Raw genomic sequence first — 23,848 nt, 5'->3', positions numbered from 1 at the left:
GGATTAAGAGACTGTAGATGGGGACAATTGACAGGGGATACCCGTACACTTATTATTAACCCAGTAGGACATTTTTACTTTGGTAAAAATGTCCAAGGCAACCGCAACTTCAATAGCCATTTCATACTCTGGATTCCAGCTTTTCAGACTGTGTCATAATAGAAAATCAGCCCCCCCTTCCTTATCAAGTACAAACGTCAGATACTCTGGTCATCTCATTCCATCTCTGTTAATACCTTTCAAAGTCTTTGTCATCAGTGTGGTCGCCGCTTTCTATCAGTTTAATCTCTCTGCCTTTGGCGGGGGATGGTGACTTTGGCTTATGAGCCGCTGTGTGCGCTAACGCCATGGGTTTACGCTTGGCCTTTGGCTGAGTTTTGAATAAGCCCGCAGCCCCGGTCTTAAAGAACGCTATCGCCCTTTGCAGCTGCTCTGACTGTGTAGATAATTCCTCGCTGGTTGAGGCCATCTCCTCGGCGGCTGAGGCGTTTTGCTGAATGACCTGGTCAAGCTGTTGAATCGCCTTGTTTATCTGCTCTGCTCCAGAGTTTTGCTCATTACTGGCTGCGGTTATCTCCTGTACAAGGTCTGCTGTTTTTCTTATGTCAGGCACTAATTTATTCAACATCCTGCCAGCCTGCTCTGCTATTGTCACGCTTGAGGCTGAGAGTTCGCTTATCTCACCTGCTGCCTTTTGGCTGCGTTCGGCTAGTTTTCTCACCTCAGATGCCACAACCGCAAAACCCTTGCCGTGTTCACCGGCCCTTGCCGCCTCGATTGCTGCGTTCAGTGCTAAGAGATTCGTCTGCCTTGCGATTTCCTCTATGATAGAAATCTTGCTGGCTATCTCCTTCATAGCGCCGACTGCTTCGGAGACTGCCTTGCCGCCGTCAAGTGCGTCTTTTGCCGCCGTGGTTGCAATTGCCTCAGTTTGTCTTGAGTTATCTGTGGTTTGCCTGATGTTCGAGGTCATCTCTTCCATCGAAGACGATGTCTCCTCAACAGAGGCCGCCTGCTCGGTTGCTCCTTCGGAGAGCGACTGAGCGCCAGATGAAAGCTCGCTGCTGCCTGCCGCTACGTTGTCGGCTGCCTGCCGCACGCTGGCTACGATTTCCTTTAACTTGCTTACCATATCGTTTAACGCACTGGCAAGCTGCCCTACCTCATCCTTTCTATTCATATCTATATGTTGGCTTAAATCACCGGCAGCTACGCCCTCGGCAAACACCACCCCGCGCTTCAGCGGGCTGCTTATAGAATTGGAGATAATAATCCCTGATAACATAGAGGCTATCATACCTATAACCAAAAAAGTTACCAGATTTCTCTTAGACGCTGAGTCTGCGTCATCAGCCTTCTTACTCTCTTCTTTTATTATTTTATCGTTCATATTGATTAACTCATCTAACAGTTTGTCTGAATTTTTAAAAGAATCTGATGCTATTTTCAGGCTTTGATTCCGTACCATCTCCTCAAGGGATTTGTCGGTTATATATTGCTCATATAATTTTAGGTATTCCCTGATATCCTTTTCCCATGACTTCCATGCTGACACAAACTGTTTCCACTGTTCGTCCTCTTCCTTTGTCTTGTTGAGAGGCTCATATATCTTCCACGCATCGTCTGCCCTCTTAAAGGCATCGCTAATGTGCCCCATCTCTCTTTTCGTGCGGTCATTGCCAAGATTGGCAATTAACATCGTCCTCTCTGCAGCCTTAATAGCAGCCTGTGCTTCATTTATTGTTCCAAGTGCACGCATAGCCGGAAGGCGAACATCAGCGACTACATCCAATCCTGCCATAATATTATTCATCCCCTCAAACCCAAACCATCCCACAACAGCCATTATTACAGCTATAAAAACAAAACTCCCTATCAATTTAGTTCTAATTTTCATATCATTCAGAAATTTCATATATATCCTCCTAATTTTAGTGTTACGTTGCTCCGGCTGATGCCGGAATGATGCCATAATCAGTTTTTGTCAGCCTTCCCTATGTTACGCATTCGTAACAGCTTGCTGCGAGATAGTCGTCCGCACATGACCTTATCTCTGCTGACATAAGCACCACGTAAGTATGATAACTAATTTGTGGGGGGGAATCAAGTTAAATATATTTGACACGTAATAATAACTACAGCACAATACTGCTTAAACATATAGCTCCGACCGATACTATCCTGGATTTTCATTTTCATGGGAATGACAGATAGTGCGTTTGCCTTTAATGCCCTGCCAGCGATACGTGCGTGCGTGTTGACAAGATTGTTTTAATGTGATACAGTAAAACCATGAGTGTGATAACGATACCTCGTTCAGTAAGAGAGCATCTTGGTGATGAGGCCAGCGAAGATTTAGCTGCGCTTATCAACGATATAGACATAGGCGCGCGTAAAGACGCCATCGCTATAGCTGAGGAGCGCTTTGAACGCCGCCTTGTCGAAGAGTCTGGTAAATTACGGGTTGAGATAGGCAAAATCAACGAACGCATTACTCTTGAGATAGGCAAAATCAACGAGCGCATTACTCTTGAGATAGGTAAAATCAACGAGCGCATTACTCTTGAGATAGGTAAAATCAACGAGCGTATTACTCTTGAGATAGGTAAAGTTAACGAGCGCATCTCAGAGGAAACAGGCAAACTGCACGTTGAGTTAGAAAAATATAGCAAAGAAAACATAAAATGGATGTTCCTATTCTGGATAGGACAGTTAGCCGCTACATTTGCCATTATAAAATTTTTGGTAGTTAAATAACCCATTATCACCCCAAAAACACTAAGCCGCGAATTTAGTAAGGGGCCGAAATCAGACAAAGCCGTTTAATTTGCTTGTTCAGCAGCAGTCTCTTCTGTCATGGCAAATGTGTGATACAGACTTCTGTATGTTTCGTTTGCCGTGAGCAGCTCATCGTGTGTTCCAATGTCTGTGATTTCTCCGTCTTTGAGGACAACTATACGGTCTGCGTTTTTTATCGTTGAGAGTCTGTGGGCTATGACAATTGTCGTGCGGTCTTTCATCAAGCCCTCAAGGGCCTTTTGTACGAGTGCCTCAGATACAGAATCTAGCGACGATGTGGCCTCATCTAGTATCATTATGGGCGGATTTTTTAGTATTGCCCGCGCTATGGCTATGCGCTGCCTCTGCCCACCGGAGAGTGTCATACCGCGTTCACCCAAAATTGTATCATACCCTTCGGGCATCTTCTCTATAAACTCGGCGGCAAAGGCCATGTCTGCTGCCCTTTTGACTGCCTCAAATGCGGCCCCAGGGCTGCCAAATGCGATGTTCTCCCTTACCGTGTCGTTAAACAGGACAATGTCCTGACTTACTATTCCTATCAGTCCACGCAGGGCGTGTATGTCCATCTCCCTTATATCCACGCCGTCTATTGTTATGCGCCCCTTTGTAGGCGTGTAAAAACGAGGCAGCAGATGTGCTATTGTCGTCTTACCGGCACCGCTTGGGCCGACCAGCGCAAGCACCTCTCCCGCCCTCACGTGCAGATTTATGTCATGTAATACCGTCTGGGCGTCTTTTGAAAACTCAAACCAGACATGCTCAAATGTTATCCCGTCTTTGAATCCTTCTATTTTGATGCTGCCAGTGTCCTCTGCCTTCGTCTCAAGCACATGGTCAACCCGTTCCATCGCGGCCAGAATCCCCTGAAGCGTCGTGTAGGACTCACCTACCTGCTTAATCGGACTAAACACCAGATATATGGCCGTCAGGATTGACGCAAAATCCCCAGGCGTAACAATCCCGGTAACAACCTGTCTTCCCCCGTATATCAGCACAAACCCGATAGCAAGCCCCGTCAGGCAGTCGATTACAAGTTTGTTTATCTCCTTGAATCTTATCGCCCTTACGTTTTCCCTGTAAACGTTTTTATTTTCTGTGGTGAACTTCTCGTCTCTAAGGCCCTCGCGGTTGAATACCTTTATGACCTTTATGCCTGTTATGGATTCCCCAAGCCGATGGGTAAGATATGATACATTTTTTTGCGCCTCATGGCTTCGCTGCTTTACCTTTTTCCCAAGTTTTCTGGCACTTACGGCAAACACCGGGACAATTAAAAGACATGCAAGCGTCATATCCCATTTCCTGTAGAAGGCTATCCCCATAAGAATAACAATCTTAGGGATTTCTATTATACATGCCCTCAGCACCTCGTCAAACAGTGCGCTCAACATCTTTACATCGTTAATCACACGGGACATTAAAATCCCAGACGCCTCTTTGTCGAAATACCCTGCTGGCATGGTAAGGATGTGGCTGTGGAGCTTGTTCTGTGTATCTCTGATAAGCGACAGCCCTGCCTGTTTCATCAGATACTGCTGGCCAAAGTGCAATAACCCCTTTACTGTAAACAACACTACCACCCCTACGGGTATCCATATCATGTACTGCATCTTCTTATCAACAAAGACAAGGTCAAGGGCAGGCTTTACAAGCCACGCAATTGCCCCCATGACGCCAGAGCCCATCAGCCCAAAGGCAAGGGCGGTAAAGGACAACCTCCAGTATGGTTTTGTCAGGCCTATGATTTTTTGTGCCGTTGTCATAACTTATATTAATTGTCAAGCCGTCTATGGCGTATTTCTTTGAATGTAAAATGAAATTCAGTGCCGTTGTCAATCTCGAAGTAGCATTTTCCTTTCAACTGAGTCTCAACCAGCATATGTACCAGGGTCAGTCCAAGTGTGTTTGATGCCGCCGCTGGGTCGATAATATTTTCAGGTATGCCAACGCCGTTGTCCTTTACCGACACCTCATACTCATCGGCGCGTACTGACTTAAAGTTTATTTTTATAGTGCCGTTTCCATTATTGGGAAAGGCATGTTTTATCGCATTTGACAGCAGTTCGTTTATGACCAGTCCGCAGGGGACTGCTGTGTCTATGCCGAGGATAAAGTCTTCACCGGTTATTTTTAATGTAATACGCCGGGCTTCGCCCAGATAGGATGACATCATCTCATTTGCAACCTGCTTGACATAGTATTTAAAATTGATATTGGTCATGTCGCTTGTCCTGTGGAGGCGTTCGTGGACTATTGCCATGGCCTTAATGCGATTCTCGCAGTCTTTAAACATCTCCTTGTTGCAGCTGTCTTTGAGGTAAGCGGCTTGCAGCTTAAGCAGGCTGATTATCACCTGCATGTTATTTTTCACCCTGTGGTGGATTTCTCTAAGCATTGTCTCCTTCTCTTTGATAGTGGCCTGAAGCCGAGTCTCAAGGTCTATTCGTCCTGTGATGTCCCTTGATATTATGAGGATGCTTGTCACCGCCCCTGTATCACTTTTTATTGGGGTAATGGTGCTTTCAACCCATTTATTTGTGGAATATGTGGTAATCTCATATTGAAGTGATACGTTAATGCCCTTTTTGGCGCATTCAACGGCGTCCTCTACCTGTGCAATGTCCTTTGGATTTACTATGTCACTGTATTTCACGCCGGAGAGTTCTTCTTTATCTTTTTCAAACATCTTCAGGCAGGCCGGATTAATAAACACAATCTTCCCGTCCATGTCGAGATTGCAGATGCCTTCCGAGGATTTCTGAACCAGATTCCTGTACTTGTCCTCAGATTCTATAAGCTGCTTCTGGAGGCATTTCTGCTGGAGCGATTCATTTATTCTCTGAAGTACATCGTCAACAGAAAACGGTTTAGTAAAAAAACCATCAGCGCCTGAACTGATTGCCTCATAGATATTGTCGAAGTCGGCATGTCCGGTTATAATAATACTCACCATGCATGGGTTAATCTTGCGGAGTTCTCTTAATAAGGATGTGCCCTCCATGTCAGGGAGTATTACGTCAATGACTACGACGTCATAGCTTGCCTGCCTCATAAGATTCAGCGCGTTTTTTGCACATTCGGCAGTGGCTGTCTCAAAATTACCTTTCTCCCTCAATATATCGGAGAGGGTAGCACTGATTTCCACGTCATCATCTATTATGAGTATCTTATTTTGCATTACTTAACACCCCTGACCTGTTTTATCCTAAATCTAAGTATAACTATTTGTCAAACTTTTTTCATGGGCACTGTCGTGTAAAAACAGCCGGGGCACATGTCGGCTGCACCTGTGTGTCCGCAGGTGTTACAAACGTATCGCGGCTGTTCATAGATGTTTTTACCTTAGCTGTAAACGTGTCTCTTACGAGTGCATTTGTATCAATGCCTAGTATATACGGTCTGTATGAGGCGGGGTGCATCCCGTCCTTTGAGAGTTGGATTACCCACATATCATATCCACCTTCGCCGAAGGATTTAGTCTGTCCTGCGATAACAATACTGCCGTCTGCTCTAATGACAGATGAGTACGCATGTGCTGAGTCTTCCAGTCCGCCGCCAAATGTCTTTTGCCAGAGGATATTCCCCTGTCCGTCTATCTTAAACACCCACAGGTCAAGCCCTCCGGCTCCAAAAGAGTTCGTATCGCCTGCTGCAACATATCCGCCATCCTGAGTGCGGCTTATTGAAAACGCCCTGTCATCGCCCGGGCCGCCGTATGTCTTCTGCCAGAGAATCGAGCCGCTGGCGTCTGTTTTCACTATCCACACGTCCTGGTCACCCTTGCCGAAGGACTCTGAATAGGCTGCGAATATATAGCCGCCCTCGGGGGTGTTTTCGATTGTGTAAATAGTCTGGATGCCGGGGCCGCCGTAGGCATTTTGCCATTGAATGGTACCGCTAACATCCAGTTTCAGCAGCAGGATGTTCTGGCTGCCCGATGTGGGGTCTAAGTTAAAGTTATTAGCCTGACCTGCTACGATGAGGCCGCCATCTGGAGTTTGGCGCACTGCGTATGTGTTTTCAAGTCCGGTGCTGCCGAAGGTCTTCTGCCAAAGAATCGAGCCGTCAGCCCTTAGCCTCAAAGCCCAGATATCGTGGGCGCCGTCGCCAAAGGACCCTGTATAGCCAGCGACGATATAGCCGCCGTCAGCGGTTTGCTCGATGGACTTGGCGTATTCGGTCAGGAGGCCGCCGTAGGTTTTCTGCCACTGAATTGCGCCCTCAGAAGTAAGTTTCATTATCCACATGTCATATTGACCAGCCCCGAATGTTGTCGTATAACCTGCAACTATCAGGCCGCCGTCAGCGGTTGCCTTAATGGACTGGACATCCTCGTCACCCGTGCCGCCGTATGTGTATTTCCAGATGGGAAGGCCTGCCTCATCGAGTTTTACGATAAAAGAATCCCTGTCGCCTGCCCCGTAGGAGCGTGTGTAGCCGCCTAAGACTGTTCCATTGTCAGGTGTGGCAGTGGCAGTAAATGCAACATCATCAAACACCCCACCAATTGCATCTGCATAGCCTTGAGCGTAGAGTGCCGCCGGTAAATATATGATGCTCAACAAAGCTGCTGCCGCTATTATATTTTTCAACATCTGCATACCCTCCTGTGTAGATTAATGACAGTATACAGTGGTATTATACATAAATGATATACTGCAAATATATAGTGCTTTAAGTGGGCGCGTGGCAGGCAGCAGGAGTTAAATAAATATACATGACAGATGGGTTGACATAAGATAAGGTGTTTTGGTATAATATCCGATATTTTAATTCTTGAATAAAGGGAAAGAAGAGAGGTTAAAATAAAACGACAATTCAGGAGGAACATAATGAGTGACAAAAACGAGGTTGCAGCAGCAAGTCAAAAACCCGTCGTACAATCAGAGCGCCCAAAAGAGGCCGAAGGCTTTGGCGGGCCGATAGGTCTTGATATTGGTACAACGAATATAGTTTCCGCCCGCGCAAGGGGTGCAAGCATTCAGATAACCAAGCAATTAAACGCATTTTTTACTGTCCCTGCGTCCAAGATAACCGGCATGACACTGCTCAAAAACGATGTCCTGTACTTTTCACAAAACGGGAGTTATTATATCATCGGCAATGCGGCAGATACATTTGCCAACACGTTTAACACCGACACCAGACGCCCTGTGGAGAGCGGTCTGTTAAGCGCCAGAGAAGATGAGGCATTAAACGTCATACAGTCTATAATCAAGACACTTGTCCCGCCGCCAAAAAGTCAGGGTGAACTTGTCTGTTACAGCATCCCCGGCGACCCCATAGATACCAAGATATCCGTACTTCACCATGACACCATACTAAAGCGCACCCTGCAGGACATGGGATATACGGCAATAGCTATCAATGAAGGATTTGCCGTCATAATGAGCGAACTTGCCGAGGAGAGTTATACCGGCATAGGGATAAGCATGGGCGGAGGGATGTGCAACGTGTGCTTTTCATATCTGTCCGTACCGGTGTTTTCATACAGCATTCAAAGGGGTGGAGACTATGTTGACACGATGGTAGGGGCGGCTGTAGGTGAGTCGGCAACGAGGATTAAGCTAATAAAGGAAAAAGAACTTAATCTTCTGAAAGAGCCTAGAAATAAAATTGAGACTTCGTTGTCGATATATTACGAAGACCTGCTTGAAAATCTGATTCTGAGCATTCAGCGCGTGATAACAACCTCAGAGAGTGTACCCAGGCTTTCAAAGCCTATATCGGTTGTCTTAAGCGGCGGCACTGCGATGCCGGCGGGAGTACGGGAGAAATTTGAAAAACTGCTAAAGGCAAACCGATTACCGTTGCAGTTTTCGTCGGTGCGAATGGCTGAGGACCCCCTGAATACGACAGCAAAGGGTGCTCTGCAGCTAGCCATTGCCGAAGAGAAATAGTGGCCGTTCCCATACTGGTCTTTTCTGTCAATAAGACAAGGGGCAGCTTATTACTAAGGATAATTGAAAGCGGCGGGTTCAAGGCAAAGCTATTTGACAACAGCCATGAACTCGAGTACGCCGTCAGAAGGCGCAGACCGTCCATAATTGTCTTTGACACAAAGCACTATCAGTCGAGGGAATTCCATATAATAAGGGGATTTCACACCAGATTCCCCGATGCTGAGATAATATTATTTGCTGAACCCGCGGAGATCCCCGGATTTATAGCCGCGGGTATTAAAAAAGACTGCTGCTTTTCGGACCCCATCAATCCAGACGATGTTTCTCTGAAGATCAGGGAAATCTATTTTATAAAAAACAAGGCATTCCTGAGAATTAAGACTTATTTCCTTTTCGTTTGCAGTTTATTTGCCGGAACACGTGATAATCCTTATATCGTGTTTATGAAGAAAATAATAATGGCCGTGGCAATAGCCCTAGCCGTTTCACTGGGGATTGCTGGTGGTTTTGTGTTTTACAGTATGTCTGACCTGCCAAAAGTACAGCTTTTGGAGACTTATATCCCCTTTGAATCGACCTTTTTATATACTGCTGACGGTGCGGAGTTAGCCGAGTTTTATCTGGAGAGGCGAAAATTTGTGTCGTTTTACAAGATTCCGAAACACGTCAAAAATGCCTTCATTGCAGTTGAGGACGCGCACTTTTACACACATCACGGGATAGATTTCTTCAGGACTGTTGCAGCCTTTATAAATAATATCAGGGCAGGGGATACCGTCCAGGGCGGCAGTACCATTACACAGCAGCTTGCCAAGATGCTGTTTCTCACCCCTGAAAAAACCCTGTCTCGAAAGGTAAAGGAGGCCGCTATCTCTATGCAAATAGAAGGTCGGTATAAGAAAGACGAAATCCTGGCTTTTTACCTGAATCAGGCATATTTTGGGGCGCGAGCTTACGGGATAGAGGCTGCGGCACAGACATACTTTGGGAAAAAAACCGACGACCTTAACATCGCAGAGGCCGCTATGCTTGCAGCGCTGCCTAAGGCACCATCTGTTTACTCGCCGTTTAAAGACCCAAAGAAGGCATTAGCAAGGAGAAATCTTGCCCTGAAATCAATGCTTGAAAGGGGGTTCATTGATTCAGACACCTATGCGGCATCCAGCAAGGAACCGGTACCGGCGTATGTCTATAGGAAGAAATACACTGCCCCATATTTTGTCGAGTACATACGCAACATAATGGAGCATAAATTCGGCGACAGGCTATACACTGCCGGCTTCAGGATATACACGACACTTGACCTCAAACTGCAAAAGAAGGCAGAACGGGCAGTGGTAAACGGCTCAGCGGCACTTGCCAGGGCTGGGATGCCGGCAGTTGAGGTCTCACTTATAGCCATAGATATACACACAGGGGCTATCAGGGCAATGGTTGGGGGAACGAACTATCAAAAATCACAGTTTAACAGGGCAACACAGGCAATGAGGCAGACAGGGTCTACCTTCAAGCCCATTGTTTACCTGACTGCCTTTAAAAATGGCTACACGCCTGACAGCACAGTCGAAGACAAAGAGGTGACATACTCATCCTATGATGGTGGGCAGGAGTGGACGCCGCACAACTACTCAAGGAGATTCTACGGAAGGGTAACGCTTCGGACTGCGCTTTCAAAGTCTCTAAATGCAGCTACTGTGTCGCTTGCAAACACAGTTGGAATGGACAAGGTAATTGCAACTGCCCGGTCAATCGGCGTAACGAGCAATATATATCCCCATCTGCCCGCGGCTATAGGGGTATCCGAAATGACGCTTTTAGAGCTGACCTATGCATATACGACATTTGCAAACGGCAAGAGATTTGACCCAATGGTTTACGAAAAAATAACAGACAGGTACAATATAAAAATCGAAGACAATGCCCCTAAAGGTATCCAGGCGATTGACCCGGCCAATGTAGCAAAGATGCGCGACGTACTTAATGCCGTTGTCACAGAGGGCACATCGATTGCGGCAAAGTCTCTCAACAGGCCGGTATATGGTAAGACCGGTACAACTGATGGCTATAAGGATGCATGGTTCATAGGATTCGACGATGAGCTTACGGTAGGCGTGTGGGTAGGCAGGGATAACAACCGCCCGATAGGTGATGAAATGTCAGGCTCTCATGCCGCCCTTCCCATATGGATTAACTTTATGAAGGACGACGAATAAGAGGGTAAAAAGTGGTCTTGATAAAATGGTCCACTTTAGTGTTTAACGCAAAAAACGTGAATTTACCGCCTACCCAAGCTCAAGCGAGGTCACACCGAAGATTTTTTCAATTTCTATCTTTGGCTGCGTCTTCGTGTACATGCGGGCTGTTTCAAACACCTGGGTCATGCCGTGTTTTTCAGCTAATCTGACCGCATGGGGATTGATCTCAGGTGCATCAAGGTATACGAACTGGCCAGGCACATGTGATATGAGCGCAATAAAAAGATTTTCAGCAATCTCAAGGTTATTTGCAAACAGCGGCCCTACTCTAAATCCCCTCTGAGACGGTCTGATTGCTCCAAAACCGGTAAGTCTCCCGCCATCTAAAGCGGCAAGGCAGATATGGGCAGGTTCAGTTATCCACAGGTTAAGAAAATGTGGGCGCGGGGCAGGGAACACGTCATAATCCGAGACAGCTTCAAGCGGTATGGTTGATAATGAGACAACATTGGACGGCATTTTGATGCCCCCTGTACCAAGTCCTTCAAATCTGATATTTCTGTAGGCAAGCGTAAAGCCCGATTTCCTGTAATTTTCCTGCTGGGCCAATACGCCGTCAAGCCCCACGTTTCTCTCCCCCAGATAGTCCATAGCATGGTGCCAGAGCCTAAGCCCATAGCCGTTTCCCCTAAACTCAGGGTGTACGATATAAAATCCTATAAAGCCAAATTCCCTGCCATATCTGACTGCCGAAATGCAGCCAACCGGTTCGTTATCAATGAGGCCAAGAAAAAAACCGTTACTGTCAGCGCCGTAAAATGGGGCGGCGTCGTAATTACCGGGGTTCCACCCTTCGGCAGAGGACCACGAAGTCGCAATGCCAAACTCATCCTTTGTCATTGTCCTGATAATCAAATCAGACTGCGGCATTTAAAACCCTCCACTATTTCCATGTGATTGAAGCACTGTACCATGCGCCGTTGTAGTAATAATACAGCTTGCCGTCACCCAGGGCTAAAATGGCAGTACCGTTGTAAAACCACTGAAAGTAATACATGACGCCTGAGTCAGTGAGTGATTGTATGCCGCCTGTTGGATAACTGAAAAATGTATAGTTGTTAAGATAAAACGAGTTTATCGCAGTTGATGCCATGCTTAACTCCGTGCGCCACTGTACATTAAGCGGATACCATGTGCCGTAATAGTAGAAGTACAGGTAACCGTTAGGCCATGCTAACAGCGCAGTCCCGTTTATGTACCACTGGACGTAGTATGTGCCGCTTGTGTCAGACCCAGTGGTAATTGCTCCTGATTTAGCGCCAAAAAACTGATAGTACAGGGCGCTGTAATAGTCAATATAGGCTGTGGCATATGGGTAGTCGGTATTAGTAAATGTGGCGGTGACTTGTTTGTTTCCTGTGTTAGACGACACTAACACACCACATACGCCAATATGGGAATAGTCACAGCCGCTAAAGCCCGAGATGTCGCAGCCGGAGGCAGGAACAGCCGTTAAGATTATATATGTGCCATCGGTAAAGCTGGCCGAACACGCAGGGCCGCAGCTGATTCCCGCTTGATAGCCTATAACGGTGCCTTGCCCGGTTTTGTTCACTGTAATGGTTCCATTTTGTCCGGAGTTTACTATTTGACTAATCTCCGGTGAGGTTGAGGCGTCATTTTGTGAGTCTCCGCCGTAGATTGCTGAGATGGTGTGGCCGCCGGTATCAAGCGTTGAGGTGGTAAAGACCGCCTTACCGCCAGCGTCAAGCGCTGCGGTGCCAATCTTTTTCCAATCGTACTTAAATGTGACAGTCCCGGTGGGGGATGCACCGGTTACTGTGGCTGTAAGGGTTACTGGTTGACCATATATTGAAGGGCTGAGAGAGGAACTGACTTTCGTCGTCGTTGGTTTTGCTGCTCCAATGACCAACTTTCCTATCTTGTTAGCGGCAAACTCTGTAAACCAGAGATTATTGTCAGGCCCCAGTGCTATATTAGTCGGCCAGCTTTTTGATGTTGGGATGGGATACTCTGTAATAACTCCGGCAGTGGTTATCCTTCCGATATTGTTACCGCCGGGTTGGGTATTGTCGCCGCCGCTTTCGACAAACCAGATATTTCCATCCGGCCCTGCTGTGATGCCCCAGGGATACCCCCCATGAGGCAGGTTGTACTCAGTGATAACGCCCGCAGTGGTAATCTTACCTATCTTGTTTGCGCTCATTTCTGTAAACCAGAGGCTGCCGTCTGACCCCAGCGCCATTGCGTTAGGATAGCTGCCGGGTGGTATAGAATATTCTGTAATGACGCCCGCAGTGGTAATCCTGCCTATTTTACAGCCATACGATTCGACAAACCAGAGATTACCATCCGGGCCAGCCGTAATACCATTTGGCCAGAGACCGGTTGATGGCAGGTTATATTCAGTAATGACGCCCGCAGTGGTAATCTTACCTATCCTGCTTGCCCCTGATTCAGTAAACCAGAGATTACCGTCCGGCCCGGTTGTGATACTGCTAGGCCAAATCCCTGAGGATGAGTCATGTACTACGCCGGGGATTTGATATTCTGTGATAACGCCATCAGGCGTAATCTTCCCTATCTGGGCAACGTCTGATTCAGTAAACCAGAGATTACCATCCGGCCCAAGCGTTATACCCCAGGGGTAGGTCTCAGCAGAGGTTATGGTATATTGTGTGATAGCGCCGGTTGGAGAGATTTTCCCTATTTTATTGCCATTTGTCTCGATAAACCACGTGTTACCGTCCGGCCCTTTGGCAATAGCATAAGGCGCGCCACCAACGTTGGTTACGGCATATTCAGTAATAACGCCTGCCGTTGTAATCTTCCCTATCTTATTGCTCTTCTTTTCAGTAAACCACATGTTGCCGTCTGCCCCCACTGTGATACCCATGGGTTCGCTGTTTGGCGTGGGGATTGTGTATTCGGTAATGACTCCGGTCATGGTAATCATGCCTATCTTGTTATTGTCTCTTTCAGCAAACCAGAGGTTGCCGTCCGGCCCTAAGACGATACTCTGAGGCATACTGAGAACTCCGGCACTAGGTAAGGTATATCGCGTAAAGACGCCAGCCGTTGTTAGCTTCCATATTGCATTATTGTGGTAATCTGTGAACCAGATGTTATTGTCTGGCCCGACTACGATACCGTTAGGGTAGCTGATATCTGCGGGTATTGTGTATTCAGTGATAACGCCTGCTGTGGTAATCTTTCCTATTTTCTTATTCCCCCTTTCGGTAAACCATAGGCTGCCGTCAGGCCCTGATACTATATCATTAGGCCAGCTTGTCGAAACAGGTAGTGAATACTCTGTAGCAACACCTGATGTAGTAATCTTACCTACCTTGCCAAGCCCAGGGGCGGTAAACCAGAGATTGCCGTCCGGCCCGGTTGTAATAGAGGCAGCCCTGTTATATTTCGTAGGGAGCGTGTATTCAGTGATAACGCCCTCAGTGGTAATCTTCCCAATATTGTTGCCGTCATTTTCTGTAAACCAGAGATTACCGTCCGGGCCGGTTGTTATCCCTAAAGGGGTGCTGTTGGCCAGCGGTATGGTGTACTCAGTAATAGCGCCCGATGGGGTGATCTTGCCTACCTTATTGCCATAATACTCTACAAACCAGACGTTGCCGTCCGGCCCCTTCGTTATGCCTATAGGAGTGCTCGACGACGTAAGAGGCGTATCATACTCAGTAATCGTGGCGGCCTCTAACCCAGTTACTATTAACAGCGTTAACAGCAGTGTCAATAACATTTTGGCATATGATACAGACGCCATATAATCTCCTTAGAGATATTTTTCTGCCTGATTCCAAACAGGTCTCTCCAAAAGACTACCATAAATTGGCTTCATAGTCAAGAATGCAATGCAACCCAAATCCACCATCAAAAATATGCCATGTCATCTGAGAACTACTAATATCATAGAACCGCCCTTTGCCACCGTGCGGTTGAGAACTAATGCGGCTAAAAGGTATAGGAAGGTTACTAACGCTTAGGAAAAATGCTGGCTTTACTAAAAGAAAGTCTAAATGGTAAAATCGGTCAAATGGCGTGGTGTGAAGTAAGATGATTACTGATTGGGGAGTTTGACGATGGGGGAGTTTAATCAGAGAGAATATCAGACGGTGCTGTTGGGGGCATTGTTGCATGATGTAGGTAAGATGCTGCAGAGGGGGAGCTTCGGAGAGCTTGATACTACGGGTAAGCATCCATTGGTTTCGTCACATTTTGTAAGCGCTTTTAATAGTTTCTTTTCCAGAATCACAACATTTCAATTACTACAAAACATTGTGCAAAGACACCATGAGGACCCGCGGCTTGGGGAAGACATGATTTGTCAAAATGCCCCTGACGAGTATAAGGCTTTATGTTATCTTGTCAGCAGGGCAGACAATTATTCCTCTTCAGAGAGGGGTAAAAATGCTGAAGACTACCGTAAGTTTAAATCGGTTCCGTTAGTATCCATATTCAGCCGTATTAATATTGGTAAAACTATGCCTGAAAAACTCAAATACCACCCGAAGCCTTTGAATTCCGAAGATACGTTTCCCGAAAAATTTGAGGATTACAAACCTGAGGAACTGAACGATCATCTAAAATCTTTTGGAGAGGAATTTAAACTGCTCCTTCGTAATAACGAAAAGGAATACGGTGAAATTGATTTCGAGAAAGTGTTCGTCAATATTCATACAATCTTAATGCGATATTCGTGGTGTATTCCCAGCAACACTCAAGAGGAGATACCGGATGTGTCACTCTTTGACCATCTAAAGACAACGTGTGCCATTGCTGCTTGTCTTTACCAGTACCATCACACCAGTTTAAAGATTAAAGAAATAAAAAATGATAAACAAAAGAAATTTATTCTTCTTGCCGGAGATTTATCAGGCATTCAAAACTATATTTTCAATATTTCCCATATTGGCTCGGGCGGTGTTGCAAAACGATTGAGAGCAAGATCTTTTCAGCTTGTTATGCTTTCAGAAATCGTAAGCCACAAAATCTTACATGCCGTTAATCTGCCGATTACGAATCTATTGATGTCATCTGGCGGGAAATTCTATATACTGCTCCCTAATATTCCGAAGGCTATCGACAGTATTAATGAAATCATGAAGCATACGGACTTAATGTTTCATAAATACTTCAATGCGGAAATCAATCTGAATATCGAAATGACCGGCTTGTCCGGTGATGATTTCGGTAATTACAGTGGAGTTTTAAGCAAGTTAAATCGTTCGCTTCAAGTGAAAAAGAAGGAACCTTTCAAAAATATCCTGACAACCGGCGAATTATGGAATAACGATATGGCAACGCTCAATGTTGATTTCGGAGATGAGGAAAAACTTTGCAAAGCATGTAGTAAATTCCCCGGTATAATAGACAGTAAAATAGACGACGATACATATATTTGTGATAAGTGCCGCGATGACAAGGAAATAGGGCAGAAACTCCCGGCTATGAAATATATAGTTTTTTACAATGATAATACCGGTAGGTTTAATAATAATTATTTTTCTTATTCTTTTGATTTATTGAAAGATCTAAATGATTATCATCGTGTAAAAAAGGCTTATCTCATCTTAAGCGTTGGTGAATATAAACCGGACTCCGGCTTGCCAATAGCTCATCGTTTTATTGCTAATCATGTCTCATATTTCAGCGGCAATGATGACTGCGATGCTTGCAGGAAAACGGCGTGTACCGAAAAAAGTCATGCCCAGGAAAGGCAGCCAAGGTTTTTTGAATGTATTGCAAATGAAAGCACGGGAAAACCGCTGCTCGGTTACCTAAAAGCGGATGTTGACAATCTTGGTGGTGTGTTTGCCTGTGGTTTGAAAGACGGACATGGGGAAGACGCCGGCACCGTCTCACGCGTAACCACACTTAGCCGAATGCTCGATGTGTTTTTCTCAGGTTATATGCAGAAACTTATTGAAACCGAATACCCTGAACTTTACACCGTATACTCCGGCGGCGACGATTTGCTTGTTATCGGGCCATGGGATTCAATTGTTAAATTTTCAGATGAACTAAACACAAAATTTCGTAATTTCACATGCAACAACGACAATCTTACGCTTTCAGCCGGGATAGCCTTAGTGAAACACAATTACCCTGTTTACAGGGCTGTTGAGATGGCAGAGAATCTGCTTGAAATCTCAAAAGACAGTGGTAAGGACAGCTTGACGCTATTCGAACACACAGTAAAATGGGCTGAGGTCGGAAATATTCTACAGGAATCTCAAAAACTTGCATCATGGCTTAAGCAAAACAAGATCTCGACAGGATTCGTAATGAACTTGCTTTCTTACTCGCAGATGTATGATAAATATCAACAGACACGCCAAACCGATTATTTAAAGTTCATTCCGCTTATGACTTATGACATCGCGAGAAATCTACTACGTTCAGAGGATGACGTGCGAAAGTGGGCTGAGGATTTAAAAGACATCACGAAGCCGAACATGAAAAATCTTGGAATAATTGCAAACTATGCGTTGACAGCAAATAGAGGGGGAAAGGATGGGTGATTTTAAACAGGAATTTGAAAAAAAAGGAATAAAAGGCAGTGGGGACAATATGAAGAAATGCAGCAAGTGTGGCAAGCCAATTGAAGACAAATTCAGTACGTGCCTTAAATGCAGCCAGACTGTCAGTTCATCATCTTACGGCGGCGGCGCATCTTCGTCAGTAATGCCAAAAGATTATCTTAAAGATGGTTATTTTGATAAGAACGGCTGTATCCATGAGACACTCCTGACAACAACCGCGGACGAGATAGCTGAATTGTTTTCTAAATCATCTCCAAAATTGGAAACTCATCAGTTAAGACGTTTTTTCAACCATGTACGTGCCGCCGCAAATAGACTAAACATGACAGATGACTGGTCGTGCGTAAAGGGTGATATCAGTAAACTTTCATCTTTTGCGGCTTATGGTGTAGGGAAAAAGAATGGCAGGATTCCACAGGAATTTTATAAATTTATAGAAGAAAACGTCAAAAGAACCGAAAGTGAAAAAAGCCTTACAAAAGGCTTTGTCGAACATTTTCAGGCGGTAGTAGCGTATTTCACATATCATACAAAGGATAGGAGGTAGTTATGAAACTACAATGTTACAAGGTAATTACCGGTACACTAAGGTGCGAAAGTGGGCTTCATATTGGCGGTTCAGCAGACCAGATTGAAATAGGCGGCGTAGATTCACCGATAATAAAACACCAAGTTAATGGAGAACCTTATATCCCAGGCTCGTCATTGAAGGGCAAGATGCGCTCTCAGCTTGAGAAAAAGGAAGGGAAAGCAACCGACAGAGGAGAACCGTGTGGATGCGGCGGGAAAGATTGTAAAATATGTAAAATCTTTGGCGCGCATAAAAACACACGTCATAATCTGGGTGCCACAAGGATATTGGTAAGAGACGCTTACTTTAGTGATAAAACCCGCCATGAATATCAAGAGCTAATCAAAGAGAAAGGAACGTCATACATCGAAAAGAAGACAGAAAATACTGTAAACAGAAAAACCGGTACGGCGGAGCATCCTCGCTCTTTGGAGCGAGTGCCGTCGGGAGCGGAATTTGACATTGAAATAGTCATTCAAGTTTATGATACTGACGGCAATGGTAATGATATGGTTGAGTTTGTAAAGGAGGGTCTCAGGAATGTTCAAAAAACATACCTTGGTGGCTTCGGCAGCAGAGGCTCTGGCAAGGTGAGTTTTAAGGACATGAAACTTGATGGTACAGGTTTTGTTTTATGAATACTTATCGTTTAAGGATTAAACTTAAGGGCAGTTTCATTACCCCGCTGCAAGCCGATACGATATTCGGCAGCCTCTGCTGGATAATGGCGTGGAGTGAAGGTCAGGATGCGGTAAAAGAGTTCCTTTCCGGGTACATAAACGGCAAGCCGGCATTTGTTTTATCAGATGGAATGCCCGGAGACCTTTTGCCTGCCCCTGCTCATTTATCACTATCGGCACAGAAGGAAGGCATGGGGTTTGAAGATTATAATAAGACAAAAGAGATAAAAAAGGTACAATGGCTTTTGCCGAATGTATTCGAAAAAGTGCGAAATGGAAATTTCGATATTGAACCATGTGGAAGGCTTAAAACATTCAAATCATTTACAACGCTCCATAGCTCTGTAAACAGGATAACCGGCACAACAGCGGAAGGCGGTAATCTATTCGAACTTTCTGAGTATGCCGCAGAACAAGATGAAATCTCCATCTATATCAAGATAAGAGACGGGTGGGAAGAAAAGGTCTCATCACTTTTAAACGAACTCTCAAAGACTGGATATGGTAAGAAAAAAACATCAGGGAAAGGCGCGTTTGAGATTATCAAATTTGAACCGTTTAAGTTTAACGATGTTAACGGCGCAGACGGTTTTATGAGCTTGTCCAATTTTGTACCTGCACAATGTGACCCTACAGAGGGCTTTTACAAGATATTTGTGAAGTATGGCAAACTCGGAGGAGAATTTACCTTTTGCGGCAGACCTTTTAAAAAACCTTTGATAATGTTGACGGCAGGTTCAAGTTTTAGAGTTAAAGAAGAAATTAAGCCATATTATGGACGGATGGTTAAGGATATATCTCCTGCAAAGCCTCAGGTTGTTCACTATGGATACGCGTTTTCTATACCGGTAGTTATTCCCCATTCTGTGGAGGTAAAAACATGAGACATATATGTGTGAGCCTTGTATCTGACCAAACGATACCTAATATTCTTGGTATTTATCATTTTAAGCCCGATGAGTTGTTGTTCATTACTACAGACGTGATGGAAAAAAGGGGAAAAAGGGATCATATCGTCAATACTCTTAAGCGGTATGGTTCTGCTTACGATTATAGCGGCAGCCGGTCTCATCACATTATTGTAAAAGAAGATTCCGTGCTTGACTGCAAGCGAAACCTTGATCAGTGGATTGACTCTGATGACAGGGAGACATCAACTTTTACCGTTAATCTTACGTGCGGCACAAAGATTATGTTGATCGCGGCCTATGAATATTTTAAAGAGTACGCCGCAAGGATGATATATATCCCTATAGGCAAAAATGAGTTCATTACTCCTTTTCCAAAGAGTGAAGCCCTGAAAAATACCGCGCTTGATTTTAGGTTGAATGTTCAGGATTATCTCGCGGCATATGGAATAAAAATAGAAAACGAACATAAACTATCAGCAAACTGCGATGAAGCTCAGAAACGGTTGGAACTGAGTAAATGGATTGTGAAGAACTACAATGAAATTAAGCCATTAATGAATAGGTTAAGCGAAAAACTCAGAAAACATAGAAATGATAAAGAATTTCCATACGAGACGAGTTATGCTCCTAAATGCGGGCAGGAAAAAGAATTATTTAATAAAGTTGGTATTAAATATGAGAACAACAAATACTCAAAGAACCTAAGCAAGTCAGAAATAATCTACCTTACCGGTGGCTGGCTTGAGGAGTACTGCTATAACGAGCTAATACAATTTGTTGGAAAAGATATTGACGATGTAGTTCTTGGCGTATCTTGTAAAAAAGATGACAGCAAAAATGAATTTGATGTAATGTTTACAAAGGACAACGCCCTTTACACCGTTGAGTGCAAATCCCTGGATCAGGACGATGACAAGAAAGCGGACGCCCTATATAAAATTGCCGCCCTGCAGAAAAATTTTGGCATAAAAGTAGAAAGTTTTTTTGTCAGCACATCACCTCATATATTGTATGAAGATGGGTCATTGAAACAACATATTGCAGCGCGCGCGGAGCAGTTCAGTACAAAGGTAATAACTCCATCGGAGGTTATCAATTTCGCGGATCTGGTCGCAAAAAAACTTAAAATAATAGAGGAATAAATGGCGGAAACGGTAATAATTGATATTGAGTCTCTCTATGCAAGCGCTGACACGGCTAAACTCTCTAACATAGAGGACTATATCCGTCAAATCATCGGGATTGCCGGTAATGGTAACGATGTGGTATTAACCGGAGCTGGGCCTGTATGGCTATATCTCAAGGCAGCCCATGCCTTGCATGGTAAGGCGCGGAAGCTGATTTACAGCAGCCCGGTAACGGGAAACGTCTTAATATTTGATCACAGCCCTGATTGAACACGAATCTGTTTAGTTATTTGATAACGTTTATCTATCGGCATAGGAGAACGTGTTGAGATAGTATTTTATTGTTGACCACAGTTATCTTTTACAGTTATTATTTACTTATTATGGGAAGGACGCTCTATCTTATCGCTTATGATATCACAGAAGACAACCGCTTAAACAGTGTGAGATATATCCTTAAGGGACATAGCACTGGTGGTCAGAAATCAGTCTATGAATGTTTTCTGACGGAAGGTGAGTTAAAAACCGTAATTGCGCAGATATTGGATATTATAGATAATAAAAATGACAGGGTGCATATATTTACAATGGACGGCAGGAGTAAGCCTCACGTGCTTGGTATAGCATTGCCCCCAAAAGACCCTGATTACTTTTATATTGGATAGAGACAGAAATTATATGGGAACATTATATATAGACAAAAAAGGGATTCATATCAAAGAAGACGGCAATGCGCTTGCCTTTTATGCTAACGGCAACAGGGAAGGCATCGTCCCTGTTAAACCTCTTAAACGGGTTGTGATTGTCGGTTCTGTAACTATTGAGTCATCAGCACTTCACAAACTCGCACAGGAGGGGATTACGGTGGTATTTCTTTCGGGCAGGAGTTTACGGGTTAATGGGGTTTTTCACGGAAGTCTGCATAATAACGGCGTCCTTAGAGTGAAACAATATGAAAAATCTCTCACCGGTTTTAGTAAGGTAATATCGTTGGAAATAATCAAGAAAAAGGTTGAATCACAATGTGGTCTATTAAAAGATGCAATAAATGAACGCCCTGATAAGCGGTTACAACTGTTTAACGCGATAAAAGTAATAAAAAGCATATCCGAAAAAATAACTATACTATCAGAGATAGGAACAGGAGACTGGACACATTCTGATGATGCTCAGGATTGCTGCCAAAAACTGCCTGATAAGGCGGCAATAATGGGTTTAGAAGGCGGGGCAGCCTCGACATATTTCCAGGCATATACTGAGTTGTTTGCCAGTTCTCTGAATTTCATGAAACGCACCAAAAGACCACCGGAAGATCCGGTAAACGCAATGCTGTCTCTATGCTATACAATACTCCACTATGAAATGGTTCGTGAGATAGAAGTTATAGGGCTTGACCCGTTTATAGGCTTTTATCATACATTTGAGTATGGCAGGGAATCACTGGCATGTGACCTCGTAGAGTTGTTTCGGGCAAGCGTTGATAAGTTTGTGTGGTATTTATTCAGAGAAAGAGAATTCACAATCAGAGATTTTTTTCAAGATGGAACGAAACAGGGCTGTTATCTCAAAAAAGAGTGCAGAAAGAGATTCTATCCCATATATGAGGAATGGGCAAAGGAAATGAGACCCAAGTATATTGAAACCGTAAGGGAACTGGCACGGAGGATAACGGATGGATAGAAGCCTATATATAAACGAAGCAAAAGGATTAGAGGTTGTAAGAGACGGACCCTCTTTAATGGTAAAAGAGAAGGGTAAGGCTAATCAACGGATTCCTGTACGTCTTATAGGCAGAGTATTTATAACGGGTAATATTAAGTTGGAAGCTGGCGTGTTTACCCTTCTTGCTGAAAATCAGATACCAGTAACTCTTATGGGAATGTCTGGCGGTAATACTGCGGTATGTTTACCGTACAACCATCATTTACCGCAGCATTATGAAAAACAAAAGGTATTCCTTGAAACGGAGGAAAACGCCTCACGCTTCAGGGCTTTTTGCGTGTTATGGAGAAAACGATTTCAAATAGACGTGATACAATATATTGCAAATAAGAATACTTTATTAAAAGAAGGGTTTAAAGAATCTGATTACAGACAACTAACATCCAAATATTTTACAGGGTATGAAAAACCTATTAAATTTGTCATAGAGACAATTACAAATCTATTCAGAGGTCTTATCATAGAAAGGCTCGTTAAGGCTAAACTTGACCCTCATATAGGAGTTGTCAACAGAAGACGAAACTTTGGCTTCGCAATGGATATTTCTTATATATTATGTCCGGAGATAGATTTACAATGTATCATATTTCTGGAGTATCGCAAGTCCATTAACGGTGATATTAAGCACATACAGATATCCGAAGCCGCTACAGGTTTAAAAAAGAATATTGTACACATATATGAAGACAGAAGAAAGCGCGTCACGGAGCAAATTGAACTAATAATTGATGGCCTGTTTGATTTAATGAGAGAGCTTGGGGCATGAAATCTAATTATCTGTTATGCTATGATATAAGAAATCCCCGCAGACTTGCAAGTGTATATAAGTGCGTAAAAAGCAGAGGCCTTCATATCCAGTATTCGGTGTTTATTTGCAGGTTTACATGGAAAGAACTAATACAAATAATAGAAGAACTTAACAGTATTATTGACTGTTCTGAAGATGATATAAGAATATACCCGTTACCTGCTGATCTGAAACCTGTGGTTATGGGTTGTGGAGACAGGATACCGGAGGGGGTAAGCGTGTTTCTATCATGACAATACAATACAACAAATATAGTTTAACTCTTGAGGCAATCGATACAATTGTTTTACCGCCTTATAAGGGGTCTGCGATACGAGGAGGATTCGGTAACGCTATAAGGAAGATTGTTTGTACCCTTAAACAACAGCAGTGTAAGGGGTGTATGTTAAGGACGTCGTGCGTTTATGCTTATTAATAAGTACACAAGTAAGTAGACATAAAATTAAGCAAAATGTTAAGATAAATGATGAGAGAATTAGACGGTAGGAAGTTAGATCATAAAACATTAGAGGAGTTAAGAATAAGAGCAGTCAAACGAGTGGAGGCTG

Annotated in this window: 20 protein-coding genes; 14 read left to right on the top strand and 6 right to left on the bottom strand. The window is 44.2% G+C overall.

Annotated elements, in window-relative coordinates:
• Positions 1 to 229 precede the first annotated feature (229 nt).
• Positions 230 to 1,915 carry a methyl-accepting chemotaxis protein gene (locus tag ASN18_RS00555; RefSeq protein ID WP_157072746.1) on the bottom strand — a complete coding sequence of 562 codons (1,686 nt, stop codon included), beginning with the start codon at positions 1,913 to 1,915 and terminating at the stop codon, positions 230 to 232.
• 377 nt (positions 1,916 to 2,292) lie between these two features.
• Here ASN18_RS00555 and ASN18_RS00550 point away from each other — a divergent pair, with 377 nt between their 5' ends.
• A complete protein-coding gene (locus tag ASN18_RS00550) occupies positions 2,293 to 2,757 on the top strand; it encodes an LA_3696 family protein (protein WP_085050648.1) in 465 nt (154 codons plus the stop codon).
• A 65-nt stretch (positions 2,758 to 2,822) separates the two neighbouring features.
• On the opposite strand, the gene ASN18_RS00545 is transcribed toward ASN18_RS00550, so the two are convergent.
• The 3 genes from ASN18_RS00545 to ASN18_RS00535 form a co-directional block, all read right to left on the bottom strand.
• On the bottom strand, positions 2,823 to 4,565 hold the full coding sequence (locus ASN18_RS00545) for an ABC transporter ATP-binding protein (protein ID WP_085050647.1): 1,743 nt from the start codon (positions 4,563 to 4,565) through the stop codon (positions 2,823 to 2,825).
• Positions 4,566 to 4,573: 8 nt separating this feature from the next.
• Entirely contained in the window at positions 4,574 to 5,980 is a 1,407-nt protein-coding gene (locus tag ASN18_RS00540) for a histidine kinase dimerization/phosphoacceptor domain -containing protein (RefSeq protein ID WP_085050646.1), read from the bottom strand.
• A 61-nt stretch (positions 5,981 to 6,041) separates the two neighbouring features.
• Positions 6,042 to 7,397 carry a hypothetical protein gene (locus ASN18_RS00535; RefSeq protein ID WP_085050645.1) on the bottom strand — a complete coding sequence of 452 codons (1,356 nt, stop codon included), beginning with the start codon at positions 7,395 to 7,397 and terminating at the stop codon, positions 6,042 to 6,044.
• 237 nt (positions 7,398 to 7,634) lie between these two features.
• On the opposite strand from ASN18_RS00535, the gene ASN18_RS00530 reads away from it, so the two are divergent.
• Positions 7,635 to 8,702, top strand: a complete 1,068-nt coding sequence (locus ASN18_RS00530; protein ID WP_085050644.1) for a disk-shape morphogenesis protein volactin — start codon at positions 7,635 to 7,637, stop codon at positions 8,700 to 8,702.
• The gene (locus tag ASN18_RS00525) at positions 8,702 to 10,918 is read left to right on the top strand and encodes a penicillin-binding protein 1A (RefSeq protein WP_085050643.1); all 2,217 of its coding nucleotides are present in this window, start codon (positions 8,702 to 8,704) and stop codon (positions 10,916 to 10,918) included. Before ASN18_RS00530 ends, ASN18_RS00525 begins: the two co-directional genes overlap by 1 nt.
• A gap of 69 nt (positions 10,919 to 10,987) precedes the next feature.
• Here ASN18_RS00525 and ASN18_RS00520 read toward each other — a convergent pair whose 3' ends face one another.
• Together ASN18_RS00520 and ASN18_RS00515 are read right to left on the bottom strand one after the other, a co-directional pair.
• A complete protein-coding gene (locus ASN18_RS00520) occupies positions 10,988 to 11,830 on the bottom strand; it encodes a GNAT family N-acetyltransferase (RefSeq protein WP_085050642.1) in 843 nt (280 codons plus the stop codon).
• 13 nt (positions 11,831 to 11,843) lie between these two features.
• The gene (locus ASN18_RS00515) at positions 11,844 to 14,702 is read right to left on the bottom strand and encodes a virginiamycin B lyase family protein (RefSeq protein ID WP_085050641.1); all 2,859 of its coding nucleotides are present in this window, start codon (positions 14,700 to 14,702) and stop codon (positions 11,844 to 11,846) included.
• A 316-nt stretch (positions 14,703 to 15,018) separates the two neighbouring features.
• Here ASN18_RS00515 and cas10 point away from each other — a divergent pair, with 316 nt between their 5' ends.
• From cas10 to ASN18_RS18115, 11 genes are all read left to right on the top strand, one after another.
• A complete protein-coding gene (gene cas10, locus ASN18_RS00510) occupies positions 15,019 to 17,460 on the top strand; it encodes a type III-A CRISPR-associated protein Cas10/Csm1 (RefSeq protein WP_085050640.1) in 2,442 nt (813 codons plus the stop codon).
• Complete coding sequence (gene csm2, locus ASN18_RS00505) at positions 17,453 to 18,028, top strand: type III-A CRISPR-associated protein Csm2 (protein ID WP_085050639.1); 576 nt, start codon at positions 17,453 to 17,455, stop codon at positions 18,026 to 18,028. The genes cas10 and csm2 overlap by 8 nt, the downstream gene beginning before the upstream one ends.
• Before the next feature lie 2 nt (positions 18,029 to 18,030).
• Positions 18,031 to 18,690: a type III-A CRISPR-associated RAMP protein Csm3 gene (gene csm3, locus ASN18_RS00500; protein ID WP_085050638.1), complete on the top strand. Its 660-nt coding sequence runs from the start codon at positions 18,031 to 18,033 to the stop codon at positions 18,688 to 18,690.
• A complete protein-coding gene (gene csm4 / locus ASN18_RS00495) occupies positions 18,687 to 19,616 on the top strand; it encodes a type III-A CRISPR-associated RAMP protein Csm4 (RefSeq protein WP_085050637.1) in 930 nt (309 codons plus the stop codon). Before csm3 ends, csm4 begins: the two co-directional genes overlap by 4 nt.
• Positions 19,613 to 20,785: a Card1-like endonuclease domain-containing protein gene (locus tag ASN18_RS00490; RefSeq protein WP_085050636.1), complete on the top strand. Its 1,173-nt coding sequence runs from the start codon at positions 19,613 to 19,615 to the stop codon at positions 20,783 to 20,785. Before csm4 ends, ASN18_RS00490 begins: the two co-directional genes overlap by 4 nt.
• Positions 20,786 to 21,040, top strand: coding sequence for a CRISPR-associated protein Csx3 (locus tag ASN18_RS00485; RefSeq protein WP_085050635.1), 255 nt, complete (start codon positions 20,786 to 20,788; stop codon positions 21,038 to 21,040).
• Positions 21,041 to 21,111: 71 nt separating this feature from the next.
• Positions 21,112 to 21,435, top strand: a complete 324-nt coding sequence (cas2, locus tag ASN18_RS00480) for a CRISPR-associated endonuclease Cas2 (RefSeq protein WP_236861401.1) — start codon at positions 21,112 to 21,114, stop codon at positions 21,433 to 21,435.
• Between the two features lie 13 nt (positions 21,436 to 21,448).
• Positions 21,449 to 22,450 carry a CRISPR-associated endonuclease Cas1 gene (gene cas1, locus ASN18_RS00475; RefSeq protein WP_085050634.1) on the top strand — a complete coding sequence of 334 codons (1,002 nt, stop codon included), beginning with the start codon at positions 21,449 to 21,451 and terminating at the stop codon, positions 22,448 to 22,450.
• Complete coding sequence (locus tag ASN18_RS00470; RefSeq protein ID WP_085050633.1) at positions 22,443 to 23,258, top strand: CRISPR-associated endonuclease Cas1; 816 nt, start codon at positions 22,443 to 22,445, stop codon at positions 23,256 to 23,258. Before cas1 ends, ASN18_RS00470 begins: the two co-directional genes overlap by 8 nt.
• Positions 23,255 to 23,533, top strand: a complete 279-nt coding sequence (cas2, locus tag ASN18_RS00465) for a CRISPR-associated endonuclease Cas2 (protein WP_085050632.1) — start codon at positions 23,255 to 23,257, stop codon at positions 23,531 to 23,533. The genes ASN18_RS00470 and cas2 (ASN18_RS00465) overlap by 4 nt, the downstream gene beginning before the upstream one ends.
• Positions 23,530 to 23,715 (top strand): hypothetical protein, encoded by a 186-nt coding sequence (locus tag ASN18_RS18115; RefSeq protein WP_492207997.1) that lies wholly within the window; start codon positions 23,530 to 23,532, stop codon positions 23,713 to 23,715. Before cas2 (ASN18_RS00465) ends, ASN18_RS18115 begins: the two co-directional genes overlap by 4 nt.
• Positions 23,716 to 23,848 lie beyond the last annotated feature (133 nt).

Origin of the sequence: Candidatus Magnetominusculus xianensis (assembly GCA_001541255.1) — a bacterium.
Taxonomy (GTDB): Bacteria; Nitrospirota; Thermodesulfovibrionia; order Thermodesulfovibrionales; family Magnetobacteriaceae; genus Magnetominusculus; species Magnetominusculus xianensis.
This window is presented reverse-complemented; position numbering and strand designations above follow the sequence as displayed.